Consider the following 19,504-nt stretch of genomic DNA (forward strand, 5'->3'; position numbering starts at 1 on the left):
TTTAGTTCGCGTGCACTGGCGTGCTCTGAATGAACCATCATCCACCGTTGGGCTACCCCACCATACCCCGCATCCTTTAGTGGCGTATAGCGATACCCATTGCCCAACGCGCTCCAGCCGCTCGGGCACACGAGACAGCCAAAAAAATGGAACCTCCTCGCTTCTATAGTAAGGTATACTTTTTGAGTATCCGAAAAAAATAACCGAAAGATAATCCGTGCAATAAGCGTGTAGTCCATTTTAAAGAGTGCAAAAAAACGCTGAAGCCTTTTATAACGAGAATTTTTCTCAGCTTTAGAAGGAAACGCTACCGCTAGTTCACTTAAATTAACCGTGCGAACAGTAAATAAAGCAAGTAACATGCGCACAAAACAATCCAATCTGGCTTTGTTCCAAGGTAGATTTTCACTTAATATTCTCTTTAACTCGTTGATTTTATCCATACAACCCTCTTTTTAGTCGAGGTGGATTATATGAAATCATATTGAAATCAGCGAGTTATCTCTTATTTATTTTGCTCATTTAAAAAATTGTCCTGTGCAAAGCTTTTTTTCAGGGCGATCTCATCTTTATGTTGATGAAATCGCTCTGATTAGCGAAAGGGTTGTGTGAATTTTATTCCATTTGCGCGGGTTGAATAAGAGAAATATGCTAGATTTATAGTAAGTTTGGTCAAGGAAGGGGTTAACTAATGAAAGGGTATAAGCTAATTACATTGATTTCATTTTTTTTCTTAGCGTTTACAGCTAATGCATCGCAACTGGAGGCACAAGAGCTATGCGTTAAAAAAACTGTTTCTCGTTGTATGGAGCAGTGTCAAAAAACTAAAACTATCAATTGCGCTACTGCTTGTTCGGAGACGGCCCATAATCAATGTCGCCAGGCAGGGGAGTAGATAGAGAAGAATGCTGCAATTGGGTTTAATTGCTCATTATGATTATAAATGAATCAAGTTGTTTGTTTTTGCATGATTTTTTTGTGGTATGATCCGTTTTGCTTTATTCACGATTGAAATTAAGGAGTTAAAATGGGTTATAAACGTTGCCTGACATTCGCACTACTACTCAGTGTTCCCTCATTGCTATTTGCAGAGACACTTATTTTTGCCGTGGATATTATTCGCCATGGGGATAGAACACCAATAGTATCTATTCCTGGCTTAAATTATGAGTGGGCAGCAGGTTTAGGGCAGCTAACCGCAGAAGGGATGCAACAAGAACATAATATGGGTATGGAGTTCCGTAAAAAATATGTGGAGCAGACACATCTATTACCAGAACACTATGAAGCAGGAACTATGTATGTTCGCTCAACAGATTATGAGCGGACGCTTATGAGTGCTCAATCCTTACTGATGGGATTGTATCCTCCAGGAACGGGGCCTAATACTTCAGAATCCGCTATGCCCGCCTTACCCTATTCGTTTCAACCTATACCGGTCTTTAGTGCACCCTACAAATACGATGATGTAATTGTACAACCTGTCAGCCCTCGGGTGCGAGAGAAGCTAATGCAACAGTATGTTTATCCTACCAAAGAGTGGCAACAAAAAAATAATGAATTGAAAGATAAATATGCGCGATGGAATTCTTTAACAGGAATGCAAATTAATAAATTGCAGGATTTGGGATTACTTGGCGACACCTTATACATTCATCAAATACATCATGCACCAATGCCCGAGGGATTAAGTTCGCACGATGTTAATGAGATTATTAATGCGTGTAGCTGGGCATTTATGGCACAAGAAAGGCCTCAGCAGGTTGCTCGTGTTTATAGTACTAAGATAATGACGAATGTTGCTAATTATCTTAGTAAGGGCAGTCAAAATAAATCCAAGCTGAAATATGTTTTATTATCGGCTCATGATACGACTATTGCCAGTTCATTAAGCTTTTTAGGTGCACCATTAGAGCAGCCACCACCGTATGCATCTAATCTTAATTTTTCTCTTTATGAAGGTGATTCCGGTTCTCATACGGTTAAAGTGACTTATAACGGTAAACCAGTCAGTATTCCTGGTTGTGGCGGCACAGTTTGTGACGTGCAACAGTTTATTCAATTGGCGAAAGGAACGTAGCTTTTTCTCTTCTGTCTTGTGGGTTAGACCATGGGCCTAGCCCACAAATCTATATCTAGGTAAATTCCAAAGTATGTTGGCAGGGTGGGTAGCCTTGATCTGCTGTTTTACGCAAAATTAAATCGCAACAGCGAATTAATTCATGATAAGCCTGTCTCATTTCGCTCTCGTTACTAAGTAATGATGCGGCTTTTCGAAAAAGCGTGACACTAGAAACTAATTTATAAGTATCAATGCTTCCTCCCATTAAGGTTCTAAGTGGTATTGTTTGTAATTGTTTTAAAACCAAATGCAGAATTTCATTATAGTGTTCAAAAAGTGTGGTATTTTGTAAATAATCACAGGCTTCTTGTAAATTTGTAATGCCAAAGTGCCTCGCTGTTGAACTATGCCCTAATGATTGCAGCTGGGGAAAGATGTACCATATCCAATGGCTGGTTTTACGACCCAGGGCAATTTCTTTATATGCCTCTGTGTAGGTAGGGAAAAAGTCTTGTCCTTGCTGGGCCTTTATAAATCGTTCGATACTCATTTGGTATCCTCACTTATTTAATCGGCACCTGTTTTAAATTATTATAGTGTAAGTTAACGTTCCAAGGAAAACAGTAATCATGGCTTCTTCTTTTTCAGCCGGACTAGTTATGGGGTGCATGATTGGTGCTATAGGCCAATATTGTGTGCAATTATTTTTAGGTGGTGGCGCTACAAGCTCGATAAAGAAAAATGAGAAACAAATGGCATTAAATGAGTTGTTTCAGGCTCACGCTCATTTTATGGAGCAATTTAAAAAAGATATTAATGAGCCGGTTAATGCACAGATTAGAGAGTTCTTTGTCGTAGACAAAATGGCAATTATGAATTCTTCTGCTCCTCGCTTACGTTATGATTTATCTGAAGAAATTACCCCTCTTTTAAATCAATTGGAAGATCTGGGTTACATCCAAAAGCTACCTAATGACTCTTTGCTTTATCAGATCAATGAACACTTTATCCGGGATTTGAATAGAATGAATACTTCTCTGGAGTTACTCTTGGTTAGCGAGGCAAATTAATGAATATTGAACAACATTCTATTTACCTGAATACTTCGGGTCGAGGAACTATCGATGTCACGGCTGAAGTTGACGCTGTTGTAGCGAATACAGCGATTGAGCAAGGCTTATGTCAGTTATTTCTTCAGCATACCAGTGCTTCATTAATTATTTGTGAAAACTATGATCAACAGGTTCGCATGGACTTGGAAAATTTTTTAGTGCGTTTGGTTCCTGATGGCGACCCTCTGTTCAAGCATGTAATTGAAGGCAAGGATGATATGCCAGCACATGTGCGTACCGTTCTGACCCAAACCAGCCTTACCATCCCCCTGCAGGATGGAAAATTAGCATTAGGCACATGGCAAGGGATTTATCTTTATGAACATCGATATCAGCCGCATAAGCGCCATTTATTGATTACGATTTTAGGACCGGTACGTACTTAAAAATTATCTTGTATGCCTATCCGATTCAGCTTATAACTATAATGATAAGAAATTTAATTTATGTGGTGCAAAATGGCTGGTAAGGAAATGAGTTGTATTAAAGTTTTGCACTTTCTATTACAAGACATCCGATGCTGTTTGGATTTACAGTATGTAGAAAAAATATTTCCTTTACCTCTGTTGGAAACCATCCCTGGAAGCCCGATTTATCTTGTAGGATTGATGAATTTACATGGAAAATGTATTCCCGTTGTTGATTTGCGAATTTGTGCCGGATTAACTCGTGATGAGCCTTATCCTTTGAGCATACCTATTCTTCTGTGTTCTGATGGAGCACATCGTCTTGGTCTTATTGTTGATAGAATTATAGGGCTTGGTGAGATTGATAAAAATAAAATTGAAATACATGAAGAATTTATTCGCAGTCATTCACTATTTTACGGCGCAGTAACGATTAATAAAGGTGTTTCATTGCTGATGGATGTTGCATCGCTCTTTGCATTGAAATTAATGGAAGAAATGGACCAGGCTTCTGCAGATCATGACTAACTTGCCAGATAGTATAAAAGTTCTTGAGCCTGAGTTTATCAAGTTAATCCATGAACGATTTGGTTTAGTGACTCATATTAATCAAGCAAGAGAGTTAACGAAGATTATTATGGAGACTTGCGTCACGTTTAATTTCCAGCCTGCTGAATATCTGGATAAGTTAAAACATTGCTCAAGTAGCTCTTCATTATTAGCGGACTTAGTTGCAGCAATTACCGTTGGGGAAAGTTATTTTTTCCGTGATAAATCGCAAATGCGATTATTAGAAAAAGAACTTTTACCGAATCTTATACAACAGAAAAAAGATACTCGTACCTTAAAAATTTGGAGTGCGGGGTGCTCGTCAGGTGAGGAACTATATACCATTGCTATGCTTCTTTTGAAGTTAATTCCTAATATTGAGCGCTGGGATTTGCAATTACTGGGTACAGATATTAATCTGACGGCACTCGAAAAGGCAATGACTGGCATTTATGGGCAATGGTCAATGCGTTCTATTCCTGATGAGTATTTGCAAACCTATTTTACCAAAGAAAAACGTACTTACGTTCTTTCTTCTAAGGTTCGCGACATGGTACGTTTTAAGTATCTGAATTTAAGTGATAATAGTTATCCTTCTATTATTAATGGCACTTATCAGGTCGATTTAATATTATGTCGTAATGTGCTAATTTATTTTGAGAATGATTTGGTTGTTAAAATCATGACAAAATTAAGCCAGTGTCTGGCGGAGAGAGCTTATCTTTTATTAGGGGCGTCAGATCCAATTATCATAGCCGATACTAATCTTGTGTTTCATCATGATGGCGCAATTTATTTTACTTTGAGCGACGATAATCAATAAAAAGGATTTTGGCAGTGGCGACTAAACAACAAAAACATGCTTCTGAACTTATGCCTCAAGGTACTGATGCGTTGCGTATTTTGAAAGCACGTGCAGAATTACTTGCCAAGCCAGAAGTGAGCGCAATAGATGTACGTGGTATTGATTACGTACGTTTTCAGCTGAGTCCCAAGGAACATTATGGGATTTCCTACCAGCATGTTTATGAAATCCTACATCACGTCACTGTTTCAAAACCTCCATGCATTCCGAATTTCGTTGTTGGTGTAATTAACTGGCGCGGTTCATTAATTACGGTTGTTGATTTGATGAAATTTTTTCACCCCGAATATTCTGGAGTGGCAGGAAAATTTATTATTATTGTGAGCGTCAATGACATGACGCTCGGGATACTCGCTTATTCCATTGAGGGGAGCCTAATGTATCAACCCAATCAACTAAGTATGCCATTGTCTTCAGCAAAAGTCGCAAATCCTGATTACATCTTAGGATTGCATCAATCAGTGACAGCAATTCTTAATATCGATGTGTTGATACCCGGTTTATACCAAGCAATTAAAGAAGGCATATATAGGATAGGAGATGGCCATGGAAGTAAATAAATCAGGCTTTTTTATTTCACTCCGTGCCCGTTTAATTATCGGGTTTTTAACACTGAGTTTACCCTTACTGCTATTAATCATGCTGTTAATACCCAAAGTTAATGCGGTGGTGTTTTACAGCAAAGAAATTTATGAGGAGAACTTATCTCAAGTTTTGGATACGGGAGTTTTTCAATCACAAAATTTAGTTATTGATTGGATTGTAACTGGGGATCCAAAATATAGAGTTCATTTCGAACACGTTTGGACTGAAATAAATGAAATAAAACAACGTTGGAATGAGGGGCTTACTCGTTTGGGGAATGAGGAGATATTAGATGAATGGAGAAAAGTCAGAGACTTATATGAACCTTTATATCAAGCTCAGTCGGCAGTAATTAATGCGCCAAGAAGTTTAGATATTGTTGACACCTTAAAAAAACACATCGAGACAACTCGACCTATTGAAAATCAAATGATTGATATAATTGATGGGGTTTTCGCTGAAGATATAGGTAGGCGTGTGGGCGGATTAACCAATAGCTTAGTAACTCAAATTGATAAAAATACCTCGCACATTAATCGTAATTTACTTTCCTTGACTCGCTCAGCATACGGGTTATTAATTTTAGGAGTTGTTTTAACTATTATTGTTCCGGTTGGCACGCTGGGTTATTTAGCGAGTCCAATTGACCGGGTGATTGAGATTGCTCAGAGGATTGCTGCGGGTGAGCGTGATATAGAAATTGAGATTCCTGTCTTGGACAGACTTGGCCGTATGTTACTTTCGATTAAAACCATGCAACAGGCCATTAAGGAAAATGAAGAAAAGCTCCGTGAGCAGGAGGAAGAGTCGCGACAATTGTTTGAGCAATTAGTGAAGACATCGAAAAAATTTAGTGAATACAGTAGCAAAGTAGCCGCGGGTGACCTTAGAGAACGGTTAAGTGTAGATAGAGACGATGTATTATATGAGTTAGGGAACGATTTAGATTTAATGACTGACGGCTTGGCATCAATTACCAAAAAAATCACCCAGGTAAGTAGTGATATTGTTGCCATGGCGGATAAGGTTCTTACCTCAGCAAATGAACAAACTGAAAGTATTAATTCGCAAGCATCTGCAATTAATGAAATCTCTGCTTCTTTAGAGGAAATTGATAAAAGCTCTAAACAAACCATGAATAAAGCTCAAACTTTGCGTGAAGTGGCAAAAAATACCTATGAACAAGGAAAGTGGGGTAGTGAGTCAGTTGCTCAAAGTATTGAGGGGATTAAAGCTTCTGAAGAAAAAATGCAGTTAATTGCCCAAACGATTCTTGATTTAAGTACGCATACCCAACAAATTGGTGAGATTACGGCAGTGGTCAATACACTTGCTCAACAATCTAAAATGTTGGCTTTAAATGCGGCAATTGAAGCATCAAAAGCTGGAGAGGCTGGAAGGGGCTTTGCGGCAGTGGCAACAGAGGTAAGAAATCTGGCCGAGCAATCTGAACAATCAACTGCACAGGTGCAAAAAATTCTTGAGGATATTCGTCGGACTACTGAAAAAGCAGTTGAGGTAACTGAAGAAGGTGCTAAATCTTTAGGATCCGGCATGCAGTTAATTGAAAAAGCAGGGGACGTTATCCAAACTTTAAGTCAGATGATTAATGATGCATCCATTTCAAGCCAACATATTGAAGTGGCTATACGCCAGGAGGCGGTTGGGATTGAGCAGATTGTTGAAAGCATGAAGGAGATTAATCGAACGACCTCGACTTTTTCTGGTGGCTTAACGGAGAGGATGAATTTCATTCACAAGCTAAATGAAATCGCCAAACACCTTAAAGATGACGTAAATATCTATAAAGTTTAGGAACTATTATGACTCCAGACGATTCATTACTAAAACAACTGATAGAAACCTTTAGTACCGAACTCGAGTCATTGATTTCAGCAATTATTGATAATTTGCAAAAAATTCAAAAAGAGACGCCTGAGGCAGAACTACACCAAATTGCAGCAGAAATTTCGCGTTCAGGACGTAATATTAAAGTCTCCGCACTTTCTGTAGGCATTAATGACTTGGGTTCTATTGCTCAATGTATTGAAAAGCTTTTTATGCCAACAGAGCAGATTTCGCCAGAACGAGTGAGCTTAACCTACAATGCAGTGGAGGGGATGCGGGACTCTTTGCAAGATTTTATTGCAAAAAGACAATCGTCGATTACGCTGCGTGAGTTAATACATCAACTTCGGCGACAAGCACGTATTCCCGATGGAGAGGAAGACGTAGCTGAGAAGCCTGCATCAGCAGAATCTGCTTTTTCTAAATCCATCATGCCTGAAAGCCCTTCGGAGCGAGAGTTTTTAAAGAAAATCGTTGAAACCTTTAAAAGCGAGCTTCAAGAAAATTTAATGACGATTACAGACGGTTTATTACAGCTTGAAAAAAGGGAGAGCCATGGAGATGACCTTCAGCATTTATTCAAGGTGATTTTTCGAGCAGCACATAACATTAAAGGTTCCGCTCGTGGCGTTGGGGCAATTGATGTGGGGGAAATTGCTCATCAGATAGAAACTTTATTTGCAGAGATCCAGCAACAAAATCTTGAAATATCCCCGGCAATTATCAATCTTTGCTTACAGTCTATTGATTTCATGAATGAAGCGATGCGCTGTTACAGTGAAGAGATACCTTCAACTATTGATCTGCAAGGCCATTTGAAGCAACTTAAATACTATACAGAACACCCTCAGGCTGAATTGCAGCAAGCAGTTGTTGAGACATCGAAGGAAGTGCATGTAGAGAAGACAAAAGCATTAGAGACACGCTTTGGAGCCGGTGAGTTTGAATCAATTCGTGTCTCACTACAAAATCTGGATCGTATCTCTGCTGATATGGAAGAACTTCAGGCAATTAAGATTATTATTGAAGAGTATTACTCTGATTTAATTAAAATAAACTACAAAATGGATTATTTTGTGCACGCTTGGAAAAAGAATTTAGCGAATGTTAAAAACCTGTTTAATAATGAAGACGAGCGTTTTAATGCCTTATTTTCTACACCAGTCACTGAATTAACTGAAATCAATAATTCCATGCATACGATGCAACGTTCGCTGCGCATGCCGATTAATGAATTATCCACCTTACTCAGTTCTCTACAGGATGAGGTCCGTCGAATTCGCTTGATTCCGGTTGACGCACAATTGCGTTACTTACCGCGTGTGGTGCGTGATTTAGCGTATGGATTAAAAAAACAAGTGAATTTCGACATTATCAACAATGATGTCAAAATTGATAAAATGATTCTTGATGGTTTAAAAGATCCAATAGTGCATTTGTTACGTAATGCCATTGATCATGGGATTGAACTGCCTGAGATGCGCCAAGCTGCTGGTAAATCCGCACAGGGAAATATTCTCATTGAAGTGCGCCAGGAAGATCACCAAATTATTTTTGAAATCTCAGATGACGGTGCAGGGATTAATCCCGAAGTGATCATTCAATCTGCCTTGAAAAAAAATATCATTACCCCAGCTGAGCTTGAGGGGATGAGTTCGGAGGCCGCTCTTGATTTAATTTTTCGACCCGGTTTTTCTACGCGTGACATTGCCACAGATATTTCGGGGCGAGGGGTGGGCCTGGATGTGGTTCGTTCTAATTTAGTGCAATTAAAAGGTCAAGTCAGTGTGACAACTCAATTAGGCAACGGGACTCATTTTCTTTTACAAGTACCGATTACTTTGGTCACTGAGCGTGGATTGATTATTTCCTGTAGTGATCAATTATTTGTTCTTATTACTCGGGCGGTGGACAGCGTATTTTTGTTAAAACGACAAGATATTATTGAGGTTGAAGGAAGCCCAACGGTGCTTGTCAATCAACAACCGATTTTGCTATGCTCATTGTCTAAGGTATTGCATCTTAATGAAAAAATACATGAAAAAGAGCATTTGTCTGTGGTTGTGATCCATAAGGAACAGGAGCGCATAGCGTTACTTGTTGATGAAATTATTGGGGAACGCGAAATTGTCTTGAAGCCACTTCAAGAACCTTTAACCAATATACCTTGTGTTACCGGTGCTACTTTATCCGGCAGCAACCAAATTAATTTTGTCTTAAATTCTGCTGAACTTATTAAAAAAGCATTGATTTAACACTAGGCAGGCCATCCAGAATTCGGTACGACTAGTAGAACCAAGCGAGGTAACTCCTCGGGATGACGAGGGTTCGGGATGAAGTGTATTACAAATATAAGTGAACTATTGCCTATGATAAGCGTTCTAATTGTCGATGACTCACCGACGGAAGTTGCCTTGATTCAGCACCTTATTGAGTCGACACACGATATGATTGTGGTTGGCGTTGCCAAAAATGGAAAAGAGGCAATAGAATTAACTGCCAAATTAAAGCCTGATCTGATTACCATGGATATTCAAATGCCGGTCCTCGATGGGCTTGAGGCAACGCGTATCATTATGGCACAGCATCCAACTCCTATTGTTGTGATTAGTTCCACGGTAAGTGATGAATCGCTTAATGCTACCTTCCACATCCTGGAGGCCGGGGCGTTAACCGCTTTGGCAAAGCCCGTTAATATTTTTTCTCCTTCGTTTAAAGACCGAAGTGCTTATATCATTGATACATTACGCAGCCTTTCAGAAATTCGCGTTACTAAAAAACCATTGAAAGGGCCTTTTGAAGAAACAAGAAATATAACTAAGCATGAACATAACGCCCAAGCAGGGCATTACGAACTAATTGCTATGGGTGCCTCAGTGGGGGGGCCTATGGCAATAAAAACTATTTTATCTCGTCTAACTCCTGATTTTCCCTTACCAATTGTCGTTGTTCAGCATATGAGTAATGGATTTATCGATGGCTTTGTTCAATGGCTAGAACAAAATGTAAGCATTAAAGTGAAAGTCTCAACAAACGGTGAATTATTAGAAAAGGGGACTGTCTATATAGCACCAGATCAAAAGCATTTACAAATCAGGCGTGAGCATGACCAATTGGTCAGTAAGCTTGTTGAGGGGGATTCTAGTGATAGTTTTTGCCCCTCAATTACAGCGTTATTGCAATCAGTGGCTAAAGTTTCAGGTAAGAAAGCGATAGGAGTGCTTTTAACTGGCATGAGTGATGATGGTGCTGAAGGTTTATTGGCATTAAAACAAGCACATGGTCATACTTTAATTCAGGACTCTGGAAGTGCAGTAGTTTTTGGAATGGGGGCTGTTGCTCAGTCAATAGATGCTGTTGATCGGGTCATTGAATTAGACAGCATCGCAAGTTATTTAACTACGATTTGTATCTAAGGCTGCGTGACGTGATGGACAAAGAAAATGTGTTGGTCTTAATTGTGGATGATAGCGCTACGATGCGTCTGCTTACCAGTAATGCATTAACTAAAGCAGGGTTCACAATTGTGCAGGCGGAAAATGGGGAACAGGCCTTATCCATCCTAAATACAACAAAACCCGATGCGATTCTCTTAGATGTGGAAATGCCTGGGTTAAATGGTTTTGAAGTCTGTGCTCAAATTCGCAAATTAGCCGAGTATCAGTACACACCAATTATGATGGTTACTGGTTTAGAAGATTATGAATCTATTAACAAAGCATTTGAGGTGGGAGCTACGGATTTCACCACGAAGCCTTTGAATTCAGACTTAATTGGTTATCGTGTTCGTTATATGGTGCGAACTAGTTTTTATTTTCAAGAGCTTCAGGTTGCTGAGAAAAAAGTGCATGCACTTAATGATGAGCTCATTAGTAAACTCATGGAAATTCAACAAAATGCAACTGCTGTGGCTCGTTTCGTCCCTCAGAATTTCTTGAAAATGCTCAATCGAAAAAATATCGCAGACATAAGGGTCGGGGATTGTGTGGAAAAGGTCATGACCGTTTTATTTATGGATATTAAATCGTTTACGATGCTTTCTGAACAGTTAACCTCAGTTGAAATTTTTAATCTGGTCAATACCTTAATGAGTTATATGGACCCGGTTATTGTTAAGCATTCAGGTTTTATTGATAAATATATTGGCGATGCCATTATGGCTTTATTTGATGATGCGGATGATGCCGTATTCGCCGCATTGGATATGTTGAATGCATTAAATATCTTTAATACCGAGCGAGCTAGTCATAACCTGCCTCCAGTAAATGTGGGAATAGGGCTTAATACCGGGCCATTAATTGTGGGAACTGTTGGTTTTGAAGCACGTATGGATTGCAGTGTGATTAGTGATGCGGTCAATATTGCTTCACGCGTTGAGTCTTTAACTCGCGATTTTAATATTGAGTTACTAATTAGTGGTCAAACTTACCAACAACTTAAGTTCCATCAGAACTATCATTTGCGCTCATTGGGGCTAACTTCGGTTAAGGGGAAGAGCTTACCCATAGCCATTTATGAAATATTTAATCACAATAGCTTTGCAGAAATAAAGCTGAAGGAAGATGCTGCCTCTGTGTTTGCTAGTGCTTTAAAATACTATGAGGAAAAGCAATATAGCAATGCGGCAAATTTTTTCGAGCAAATACTCATAACAAATCCCAATGATTCTTCCGTACATTATTTTTTACAGCAATGCCAATTGAAGCTGCAGTAACCCTCATTTAAGCGAATCTCTTTTTCTATCGAGCTGGGCTAGGGTATTGTTATTTATCCCACACATATCGTATAATTATTATACGTAGTGATCGATATTTAAAGTTCGGGTTCTCGAGAGGTTACATCATGGGTTATTTAGGTCAGGATTTATTAATAGAAAACTTAAATCAAGAGTTTAAAAAATTACGCCTTCCTGCTCAATTTCGTTTTAACGAGGGAGGAGTATGTAACGGCTTAGCTATGGTTTATGCTCAATATGCATTGCAAGGGCCTAAAAAAGAAGACGAATTTTTTAAAGTGCTAAAGATAATTGCTGATGGAAAACTGAACGAAGAAGAAATACATGGATTGGAACAAGGAGCCATTTTATTGTTTGCAAGCCAAGTATTACTGGCCTTTCAACCAGGTAGGTACAATCTAAGCCAAACTCAGTCCACTGGTATGGAAATGCTAAAAATTAATGGCAAGCCAATGAAATCCTCATTTGATTTTGCTCTGGCAGCAGGGGATAAGGAATGGAGCAACGTTATTGCCAAAATAGGACTCCAAAATGATGAGGTGATGGTAATACAAAGTATCAATCATGCTATTTCAGTTCGTAAAGTCAACGATAAATACCGCGTATACGACCCAAATTATGCTTCAGGATTTAAAGAATTTGCATCAGAGGCTGCTTTAGTCAAGGAATTACATAAAGAGGTATTTGGTTATGGGCGAGGGAATTTAGGTATGGAGGTGCACGTGGTTCGAAATCCTGATGCAGTTCCTAGACAAGTTCCTTTTCCTGGTGTTCAAGAGCTTTATAATGAAAATTGGCCTCGTAAAAAGGCAACTGCAAAGTTGGACTCTAAAACATTTGATACACTAGTAGTTGCTGCTGCTGTTGTTACAGATCCACAAGTAATAGAGTATTTAATCATTAAAAGCGAAGCGAATTCTGAAGCAATTTTTACGGCTGCAAAACGTGCGGTTGCAAATAATAATGTTGTTGCAGTAGGGGCTTTATTAAGTAAGATAAATGGAGATTCTGCGCGAACTCAAAAATTAAAATCATTAATTGAAATTGCAATTGTGAGCGGTCGTTTAGAGACTTATGAGCAAATCGAACAATATTTTCCTGAATGTTTTATTAACGAAAATTCTAGTTACCTTTTAATCCTGGCCGCAAAGGGTGGAAATGAGAAAATATTGGGGCGAGTTTTAGATGCCATACAGCCTTCCTTAGGGGCATATGTTGATAAATTTGTAACCCAAAATATGGATAATAGACTATTAGGTCTGAAAAAAATGAGTAAGGAGGACGCAAAAGAGTATTATTTGAACATTTATATCCATGCTGCGATGGGTCATGCTATAGAGAAAGGCCATACAGAATGTATTCAAGTCTTGTTAAATAAATTGGTTGATTACAAAAAACCGCTTGATGAAAAACAACTTCTGGATTATTGCCTGAAGGCAATAGAACATAATCAAAATTATGCATTAGAGAAATTAATTGCTGTAAATCCTCAAATGTCTAAGAACGTGTTAGAACTAGTGTCTATGTCTCCTTTGTCTGTTCAACGAACAGAGTTAGAGGTATTAAGGCTATTACGAAATAATGGCGTGACTTTCTCTGCTAAAGCAGAAAACATTATTCAGAGTAAAGAGAAAAATCAATATAGTTCATTCTTTACAACAATAAATCTACTCATTAATTTTATCCAGGATTTTTTTGGCAAGAAGCAAGTAAAATACGATGAAAAGCAGTTGTTGACGATGAAAAAGGATGATTGTAAGAAGACGATTCAAGAAATAGAGCAACACTTATCTGAATTAAAAGAAACAGATGAAGCAGCATATCTAGAATACGCTCAAAAAATCGAGCTAGTAAAGGAAAAACTTGAAGGTGAGCTGAATTTCTCCAATATTGCGCTAATTAATAGTTACTTGAATAACTTGCTAAACGGGTTGGATGAACTAGTTCCTATCTCTTCTTTTAATTTAGACGATTTGATGATTGATGACGATGAGGAATATGGTCTAGAGGATATTTCTGGGTTGTTCGAAGAAAGTGAACCGGAAAAAGAAGAGACGTGGTCTGAGGAAGTTCGAGAAATACCAGAAGATAAGCCAGTTGAAGAGCAAAGTGTAACGAATAAATTTAAAGAGCATATGGAGGTAATAAGGAAGGATGCGCAGACCGAGGAAATCCAGGAAGACATACGGAACACTCCCTAAGGCTCTATTGCTTCTTGCTTTAGTTACCCCCTTCGTTGCGAACGAAGGAGCAACCCAGGTTCTGTACTGCGAACCTCTGGGTTGCCTCCTTATAATATAATTATTGTCGATTTATAAATCAAATCTAGCTATAATTTAGGATTCCTGGCCGATAGAATGTTCTACTTTGACACTTTGTTTTTCGAAGAGCACTAAGACAATAACCAGAGACATTATTCTATAGCTGATTTACGAAAGGTGCGGAGGACTTTTTGGGTTTGATTATCGATTATTTCTCCATGAATGTTTCCCATATGCGTACTTGCTTGGGTTAGCATCCAAGTATAGAGCACATCAATGTCATTCCCAGCCTGGTTAGCAATCTGTTCTTCTCCACAGTATACAGACGCGGTGTATTGCTCATTCATTTGGGGACCTTTTGGGAAGGCTACTCTCTATTCTAAGTTTAGATTCACTTACGTCAAATTGTCAATAATTTGAACAATAAATAAAATGTTGTTGAACAGAGGCATTTTTTGTTAAATTACCTTTTTTAATTCGAATGAGAATCTTATGCCATCTTTTGATATTGTTTCAGAAACGAATGAGGTAGAGCTGCGCAATGCGGTAGATAACGCAGTACGTGAAATGGGAACCCGTTTTGATTTTCGTGGGGTTGAATCAAGCATTGAGCTGAAAGAGCTTACTGTCACGTTACGTGCTGAATCGGACTTCCAAGTCCGTCAATTGGAAGATTTGTTCCGCAATCATTGCAGCAAACGTAACCTGGATGCATCCGGTGTCGATATGGAAGACAAGCCGGTACATACTGGCAAATTTTATTCGTTGAACATGACTTTTAAGCAGGGGATTGATCAACCTACTGCAAAAGAAATTGTGAAGTATTTGAAAGACGCCAAGTTAAAAGTACAAAGTTCTATTCAAGGTGATAAGGTGCGTGTGACTGGTAAGAAACGTGATGATCTTCAAGAAGCGATTGCTATGCTGAAGAAGTCTGATATTAAGTTGCCTATGCAGTATGAGAATTTTAGGGATTAAGTAGGGCTCTTATTTGTAGCAACTGTCTTGAATTTGATTTCAAGACAGTTGCTACGGGTTAATTAACAATCTCATCAATCTTAGCCGTAATTCTTGCTTGCAAGTATTCATCATTTTTCGCAAGACCACGAGCAACTTTCAATTGTGCCACTGCCGCTCTTTTTTGTCCCTCAAGTAATAAACACTGAGCCTGCGTAAAATAAGCATAACCTTTTTGGTTTGACTTGGCCTGAGCCCTCGCTAGTTCTCGACAAAGTGGAAGGTCGTGTTTGTACTGACGACTACCTTTAAGCAATATGCTGGTTGCTTTTGCATTCTGATCCGCGGCCAATAAGGCTTGGGCATGGGCCATAAGTACAGCATAGCTGTTAGGATAATTACTTTGCATTTCCGCCATGCGCGTTACCGCTGCTTGATGCAGAGATAGTCCTGTTTGCGCTTGGCTCATTGCTATTTGGAAATAGAGATTATTATTTTGTGATAATAAGGGATTCAGCAAGGCTTGAGCTTGAGAAAATTTATTCATATTTAATAGCGCCAACACCTGCCCATATTGGCAAGCATCGATTGGACTGACTTTGGGGCATTGGTGGGTATAGTATTCAAATAATAATTTAGGATCGGAGGCCACTGCGTTGCGAATGATTTCTTTAACAAAGAAGTAATCTGTAGAGCTTGGATAGCTCTTTTGGGCAAATTGAGTAGTACGGCTCTCTGCTTCGGCAATACGGTCTGAATCCAGAGGGTGAGTACGCAGGATCGCCGGCACATTGGCGGTATAATAGTAACGTGAGTTTTCCTGCATTTTTTTAAAAAAGGCAGCCATGCTGTGCGGGTTATAACCTGCTTTGATCAGCATATCGATACCAATTCGGTCTGCTTCTTTTTCTTTTGAGCGTGTAAAATTTATATTTTCCTGGTTAAAACCAGATAAGGAACCCATCATCGCACCCATGCCCACGGTAGGATTAATCACACCTAAAGCTGCAGAAGCAAGTAAGGATGCAAGCATAGGGATACGCATTTGCTTTTGATGTTCGATGGCGCTGTACAGGTGATGTAAACGTACGTGCGCAATCTCGTGAGCCATTACTCCGGCTAGCTCACTTTCGTTATGGGTGATTAGAATAAGCTGCGAATTAATTCCTATATGTCCTCCGGGACCGGCAAAGGCATTAATTTCATGAGATTTTACAATAAAAAAATCAGGCGTTTTGATGCGTCCATGAGTTGCCAGGTTTTTTCCTATCTGATTCACGTACTGAGTGGCTAAAGGATTACGCTCTACGCTATCTGATTGATTAATCTGCTGAACAAATTCTTTTTCTAATTGTTCCAGCTCACTTGTAGAATAGGGAGACAACCCTTGAGCCACGACAGGTTGAATTAAAGTGCTTGCCAGAAGCATTCCAAAAACATAGTTTTTAATTTTCAATCTAATCATTAGGCTACTCAAAAATTGAATAATTTGTTATCATTCGTACAGCGTTTAAAGGTACTATACATCAATGCATAAAAAATTTTTGCTCGCAGCACTCGAACAAGCCCGACTAGGGCTCGGTTTTTGCGCTCCCAATCCCTGTGTTGGAGCTGTAGCTGTGCAAAATGGAAATATTATAGCACAGGCAAGTCATCGTGGGGCAGGAACTCCACATGCTGAGCCATTATTGTTAGCACAGATCCCACCTAAAACGCCAGGAATTAGTCTTTATATTTCTCTTGAGCCGTGTAATCACTGGGGACGAACCCCTCCTTGTGTTGATGCAATTATCAACCACGGTGGCGTTGAACATGTGATTTTTGCTTATTCGGATCCCAATCCAATTGTGGCTCAAAATAATTCGTCTCAAAAGCTACGTGCTCAAGGAATTAAGGTAACTCATTATCCGGTAGAAGAGATTACTGAATTTTATAAAAGTTATACCCATTGGGTTTTGACCCGCAGGCCACGAGTGACGGTGAAGATGGCCCATACCCTAAATGGTAAAATTGGCCGAGCAGTTGGTGATCGGGTTATGTTATCGAATTCACTTTGTGGGGAGTTTACCCATCAAAGACGCGCAGAAACGGATGTAATTCTGACGAGTGCGCGCACAATTCATCTAGATAATCCTAAGTTAAATGTACGCTTAGGGAATGAAGAAAGGGCAAAGCCTATAGCCATTATTGATAGGCAATTAACACTGAATAAAGAAGCAACCATTTTTTCAACTGCCTCTCATTGTCATGTTTATCATGGTAATGAGAGGCAAGTTACTTATCCAAACAGTAGTCTGTATTTAATGCCTATGGTGGATGGGAGGATGAATTTAGCTGCAGTAATTCAGCACTTAGGTGAATTGGGGTATCATGATGTTTGGGTCGAAGCCGGTGGTGCAATTTTTAGCGCCTTACATCGTGAGGGATTAGTTCATCGAACTTATTTGTATCTCATTCCAACCAGTTTGGAGCCAAATGCAATTTCTGCATACCAGCAAGAAGAGATATTTAACCGTCCACATACTGTCTCATGGAAGGCTATGGGGGATAATATGATCGCATGTATCGATTGGCAAGAAGACCAATCTACTCTGCATTAAATGAGGTCGCGTTTATGAAGCATTTACTCGCAACAATAGAACAGGCAGTGGAAACACTAAAAGCAGGTAACATGATCATCTTAATCGATGATGAGGATAGGGAAAATGAAGGGGATTTAATCATCGCCGCCGAGCATGCTACCCCTGAAGCAATCAACTTCATGTCACGTTATGGTTGTGGCTTAATCTGTTTGTCGATGGCTGAAGAGCTCGTGGACAAATTACAATTACCCATGATGGCTCAAAAGAATAAATCGCCTTACGGTACTGCGTTTACTGTTTCTATTGAAGCAGCAGAAGGTGTTTCGACTGGGATTTCAGCCAAAGATAGATCTCATACAATTCAGGTCGCCATTAATTCTGCAAGCACCGCTGCAGATATTATTTCTCCTGGACATGTCTTTCCTCTACGCGCTCGAAAAAAAGGTGTGTTAGAACGACAAGGTCAAACTGAGGGCAGTGTTGATTTAGCAAAGCTTGCAGGTTTAACTCCTGCTGCTGTGATTTGTGAAATTATTAATGAAGATGGCACCATGAGCCGTTTTGACGATTTAGTTCGTTTTTCACAAGAGCACAATATTCCTTTAGTTACGATTAAAGACTTAATCGATTACAGAGTACGACATGAGGTTTTAGTCAGCGAGGCAGCATCCGCGCGTATTCCCTTGCAGGATAAGGGGAATTTTAATATGACTGTCTTTACTAATGAGTTGGATTTAAAAGAGCATTTTGCTTTAGTTAAGCCATCGCAACATGCAAATCGTGTGCCTCTGGTTCGTATTCATTCTGAATGCATTACGGGTGATATTTTCGGTTCATGTAAGTGTGATTGTGGCAAGCAACTTGACCAATCATTAGCACAGATTGCTGAAGAAGGGGGCGTATTAATTTATTTGCGCCAAGAAGGACGAGGCATTGGCTTAGCTAATAAGTTAAAGGCTTATGCGTTGCAAGATCAAGGATTGGATACGGTGGATGCAAATTGCAAGTTAGGTCTGCCTGTGGATAATCGTGATTACACTATTGCTTATCAAATATTAAAGCATTTTGGAATTGATAACATAAGGCTGCTAACGAATAACCCACTTAAAATTTCTGCCATTGAGAATTTTGGTGTAACGGTAACCCAACGTATTCCTTTAGAGGTTGATCCCACGATAGAGAGTCAGGGGTATTTAAAAACTAAAAAGGAAAAAATGGGTCATTTTTTGGAAATTAATTAGTATTGATTCAGAAGCTAACCCTTCATGGAGATTGAGTTCTGGCATAATGGCACATAACTAAAGACATTACGCTAATGATTGCTCATTTGGTTACTCTGCTTAATGTATGCTGCGCTGATAAGCCCAGCATACAACTATAAATAATCGTATGTTTCGGATATTTTCCCATCAAAAAATTTAAAGATACTCTTTTCTTTTATATAAATAAGAAATTGGTGTCATTTTTATCTGCATTTTGATAGAATTAAATCCCGTTTACATGCGAATGTAATTTTCATGTATTTAGGGGCACAGGCCCTA

General features: G+C 39.2%; 18 protein-coding genes and 1 pseudogene. 15 read left to right on the forward strand and 4 right to left on the reverse strand.

The window, feature by feature from the left end:
- Nucleotides 1-443: pseudogene (locus tag ACQY7T_RS04375) on the reverse strand (hypothetical protein); the annotation flags it as partial.
- A 248-nt stretch (nucleotides 444-691) separates the two neighbouring features.
- Here ACQY7T_RS04375 and ACQY7T_RS04380 point away from each other — a divergent pair.
- Both ACQY7T_RS04380 and ACQY7T_RS04385 read left to right on the forward strand, forming a co-directional pair.
- Nucleotides 692-895 (forward strand): hypothetical protein, encoded by a 204-nt coding sequence (locus ACQY7T_RS04380; protein ID WP_428411492.1) that lies wholly within the window; start codon nucleotides 692-694, stop codon nucleotides 893-895.
- Nucleotides 896-1,027: 132 nt separating this feature from the next.
- Nucleotides 1,028-2,080, forward strand: coding sequence for a histidine phosphatase family protein (locus ACQY7T_RS04385; protein ID WP_428411493.1), 1,053 nt, complete (start codon nucleotides 1,028-1,030; stop codon nucleotides 2,078-2,080).
- A gap of 55 nt (nucleotides 2,081-2,135) precedes the next feature.
- On the opposite strand, the gene ACQY7T_RS04390 is transcribed toward ACQY7T_RS04385, so the two are convergent.
- Complete coding sequence (locus ACQY7T_RS04390) at nucleotides 2,136-2,612, reverse strand: DUF1810 family protein (protein ID WP_428411494.1); 477 nt, start codon at nucleotides 2,610-2,612, stop codon at nucleotides 2,136-2,138.
- Between the two features lie 79 nt (nucleotides 2,613-2,691).
- Here ACQY7T_RS04390 and ACQY7T_RS04395 point away from each other — a divergent pair, with 79 nt between their 5' ends.
- The 10 genes from ACQY7T_RS04395 to ACQY7T_RS04440 all read left to right on the forward strand — a co-directional run bounded on the left by ACQY7T_RS04395 (nucleotide 2,692) and on the right by ACQY7T_RS04440 (nucleotide 14,364).
- Nucleotides 2,692-3,132, forward strand: a complete 441-nt coding sequence (locus ACQY7T_RS04395; RefSeq protein WP_428411495.1) for a hypothetical protein — start codon at nucleotides 2,692-2,694, stop codon at nucleotides 3,130-3,132.
- A complete protein-coding gene (locus ACQY7T_RS04400) occupies nucleotides 3,132-3,560 on the forward strand; it encodes a secondary thiamine-phosphate synthase enzyme YjbQ (protein ID WP_428411496.1) in 429 nt (142 codons plus the stop codon). The genes ACQY7T_RS04395 and ACQY7T_RS04400 overlap by 1 nt, the downstream gene beginning before the upstream one ends.
- A gap of 72 nt (nucleotides 3,561-3,632) precedes the next feature.
- The gene (locus tag ACQY7T_RS04405) at nucleotides 3,633-4,109 is read left to right on the forward strand and encodes a chemotaxis protein CheW (RefSeq protein ID WP_428411497.1); all 477 of its coding nucleotides are present in this window, start codon (nucleotides 3,633-3,635) and stop codon (nucleotides 4,107-4,109) included.
- The gene (locus tag ACQY7T_RS04410; RefSeq protein ID WP_428411498.1) at nucleotides 4,102-4,953 is read left to right on the forward strand and encodes a CheR family methyltransferase; all 852 of its coding nucleotides are present in this window, start codon (nucleotides 4,102-4,104) and stop codon (nucleotides 4,951-4,953) included. The genes ACQY7T_RS04405 and ACQY7T_RS04410 overlap by 8 nt, the downstream gene beginning before the upstream one ends.
- Before the next feature lie 14 nt (nucleotides 4,954-4,967).
- Nucleotides 4,968-5,555 (forward strand): chemotaxis protein CheW, encoded by a 588-nt coding sequence (locus tag ACQY7T_RS04415; RefSeq protein WP_428411499.1) that lies wholly within the window; start codon nucleotides 4,968-4,970, stop codon nucleotides 5,553-5,555.
- On the forward strand, nucleotides 5,536-7,395 hold the full coding sequence (locus tag ACQY7T_RS04420) for a methyl-accepting chemotaxis protein (protein ID WP_428411500.1): 1,860 nt from the start codon (nucleotides 5,536-5,538) through the stop codon (nucleotides 7,393-7,395). The genes ACQY7T_RS04415 and ACQY7T_RS04420 overlap by 20 nt, the downstream gene beginning before the upstream one ends.
- A gap of 8 nt (nucleotides 7,396-7,403) precedes the next feature.
- A complete protein-coding gene (locus tag ACQY7T_RS04425) occupies nucleotides 7,404-9,683 on the forward strand; it encodes a chemotaxis protein CheA (protein WP_428411501.1) in 2,280 nt (759 codons plus the stop codon).
- Between the two features lie 114 nt (nucleotides 9,684-9,797).
- On the forward strand, nucleotides 9,798-10,844 hold the full coding sequence (gene cheB / locus ACQY7T_RS04430) for a chemotaxis-specific protein-glutamate methyltransferase CheB (RefSeq protein ID WP_428411502.1): 1,047 nt from the start codon (nucleotides 9,798-9,800) through the stop codon (nucleotides 10,842-10,844).
- Between the two features lie 14 nt (nucleotides 10,845-10,858).
- Nucleotides 10,859-12,142 (forward strand): response regulator, encoded by a 1,284-nt coding sequence (locus ACQY7T_RS04435; RefSeq protein ID WP_428411711.1) that lies wholly within the window; start codon nucleotides 10,859-10,861, stop codon nucleotides 12,140-12,142.
- A 128-nt stretch (nucleotides 12,143-12,270) separates the two neighbouring features.
- Nucleotides 12,271-14,364 (forward strand): hypothetical protein, encoded by a 2,094-nt coding sequence (locus ACQY7T_RS04440; RefSeq protein ID WP_428411503.1) that lies wholly within the window; start codon nucleotides 12,271-12,273, stop codon nucleotides 14,362-14,364.
- A 212-nt stretch (nucleotides 14,365-14,576) separates the two neighbouring features.
- Here ACQY7T_RS04440 and ACQY7T_RS04445 read toward each other — a convergent pair whose 3' ends face one another.
- Entirely contained in the window at nucleotides 14,577-14,771 is a 195-nt protein-coding gene (locus tag ACQY7T_RS04445; RefSeq protein WP_428411504.1) for a hypothetical protein, read from the reverse strand.
- Nucleotides 14,772-14,916: 145 nt separating this feature from the next.
- Here ACQY7T_RS04445 and ACQY7T_RS04450 point away from each other — a divergent pair, with 145 nt between their 5' ends.
- Complete coding sequence (locus ACQY7T_RS04450) at nucleotides 14,917-15,402, forward strand: YajQ family cyclic di-GMP-binding protein (RefSeq protein ID WP_428411505.1); 486 nt, start codon at nucleotides 14,917-14,919, stop codon at nucleotides 15,400-15,402.
- Nucleotides 15,403-15,460: 58 nt separating this feature from the next.
- Here ACQY7T_RS04450 and ACQY7T_RS04455 read toward each other — a convergent pair whose 3' ends face one another.
- Entirely contained in the window at nucleotides 15,461-16,810 is a 1,350-nt protein-coding gene (locus tag ACQY7T_RS04455) for a M48 family metalloprotease (protein WP_428411713.1), read from the reverse strand.
- 100 nt (nucleotides 16,811-16,910) lie between these two features.
- On the opposite strand from ACQY7T_RS04455, the gene ribD reads away from it, so the two are divergent.
- Nucleotides 16,911-17,981, forward strand: a complete 1,071-nt coding sequence (gene ribD / locus ACQY7T_RS04460) for a bifunctional diaminohydroxyphosphoribosylaminopyrimidine deaminase/5-amino-6-(5-phosphoribosylamino)uracil reductase RibD (RefSeq protein WP_428411506.1) — start codon at nucleotides 16,911-16,913, stop codon at nucleotides 17,979-17,981.
- 14 nt (nucleotides 17,982-17,995) lie between these two features.
- Entirely contained in the window at nucleotides 17,996-19,204 is a 1,209-nt protein-coding gene (gene ribB, locus ACQY7T_RS04465; protein ID WP_428411715.1) for a 3,4-dihydroxy-2-butanone-4-phosphate synthase, read from the forward strand.
- Nucleotides 19,205-19,504 lie beyond the last annotated feature (300 nt).

The sequence above is a fragment of the Legionella sp. genome (assembly GCF_965140895.1).
Lineage (GTDB): Bacteria > Pseudomonadota > Gammaproteobacteria > Legionellales > Legionellaceae > Legionella.

What these genes read in the sequence shown, in the direction of transcription:
- ACQY7T_RS04380 (WP_428411492.1), top strand. Translation starts at nt 692, where the DNA reads ATGAAAGGGTATAAGCTAATTACATTGATTTCATTTTTTTTCTTAGCG.
- ACQY7T_RS04385 (WP_428411493.1), top strand. Translation starts at nt 1,028, where the DNA reads ATGGGTTATAAACGTTGCCTGACATTCGCACTACTACTCAGTGTTCCC.
- ACQY7T_RS04390 (WP_428411494.1), bottom strand. Translation starts at nt 2,612, where the DNA reads ATGAGTATCGAACGATTTATAAAGGCCCAGCAAGGACAAGACTTTTTC.
- ACQY7T_RS04395 (WP_428411495.1), top strand. Translation starts at nt 2,692, where the DNA reads ATGGCTTCTTCTTTTTCAGCCGGACTAGTTATGGGGTGCATGATTGGT.
- ACQY7T_RS04400 (WP_428411496.1), top strand. Translation starts at nt 3,132, where the DNA reads ATGAATATTGAACAACATTCTATTTACCTGAATACTTCGGGTCGAGGA.
- ACQY7T_RS04405 (WP_428411497.1), top strand. Translation starts at nt 3,633, where the DNA reads ATGGCTGGTAAGGAAATGAGTTGTATTAAAGTTTTGCACTTTCTATTA.
- ACQY7T_RS04410 (WP_428411498.1), top strand. Translation starts at nt 4,102, where the DNA reads ATGACTAACTTGCCAGATAGTATAAAAGTTCTTGAGCCTGAGTTTATC.
- ACQY7T_RS04420 (WP_428411500.1), top strand. Translation starts at nt 5,536, where the DNA reads ATGGCCATGGAAGTAAATAAATCAGGCTTTTTTATTTCACTCCGTGCC.
- ACQY7T_RS04425 (WP_428411501.1), top strand. Translation starts at nt 7,404, where the DNA reads ATGACTCCAGACGATTCATTACTAAAACAACTGATAGAAACCTTTAGT.
- cheB (WP_428411502.1), top strand. Translation starts at nt 9,798, where the DNA reads ATGATAAGCGTTCTAATTGTCGATGACTCACCGACGGAAGTTGCCTTG.
- ACQY7T_RS04435 (WP_428411711.1), top strand. Translation starts at nt 10,859, where the DNA reads ATGGACAAAGAAAATGTGTTGGTCTTAATTGTGGATGATAGCGCTACG.
- ACQY7T_RS04440 (WP_428411503.1), top strand. Translation starts at nt 12,271, where the DNA reads ATGGGTTATTTAGGTCAGGATTTATTAATAGAAAACTTAAATCAAGAG.
- ACQY7T_RS04445 (WP_428411504.1), bottom strand. Translation starts at nt 14,771, where the DNA reads ATGAATGAGCAATACACCGCGTCTGTATACTGTGGAGAAGAACAGATT.
- ACQY7T_RS04450 (WP_428411505.1), top strand. Translation starts at nt 14,917, where the DNA reads ATGCCATCTTTTGATATTGTTTCAGAAACGAATGAGGTAGAGCTGCGC.
- ACQY7T_RS04455 (WP_428411713.1), bottom strand. Translation starts at nt 16,810, where the DNA reads ATGCTTCTGGCAAGCACTTTAATTCAACCTGTCGTGGCTCAAGGGTTG.
- ribD (WP_428411506.1), top strand. Translation starts at nt 16,911, where the DNA reads ATGCATAAAAAATTTTTGCTCGCAGCACTCGAACAAGCCCGACTAGGG.
- ribB (WP_428411715.1), top strand. Translation starts at nt 17,996, where the DNA reads ATGAAGCATTTACTCGCAACAATAGAACAGGCAGTGGAAACACTAAAA.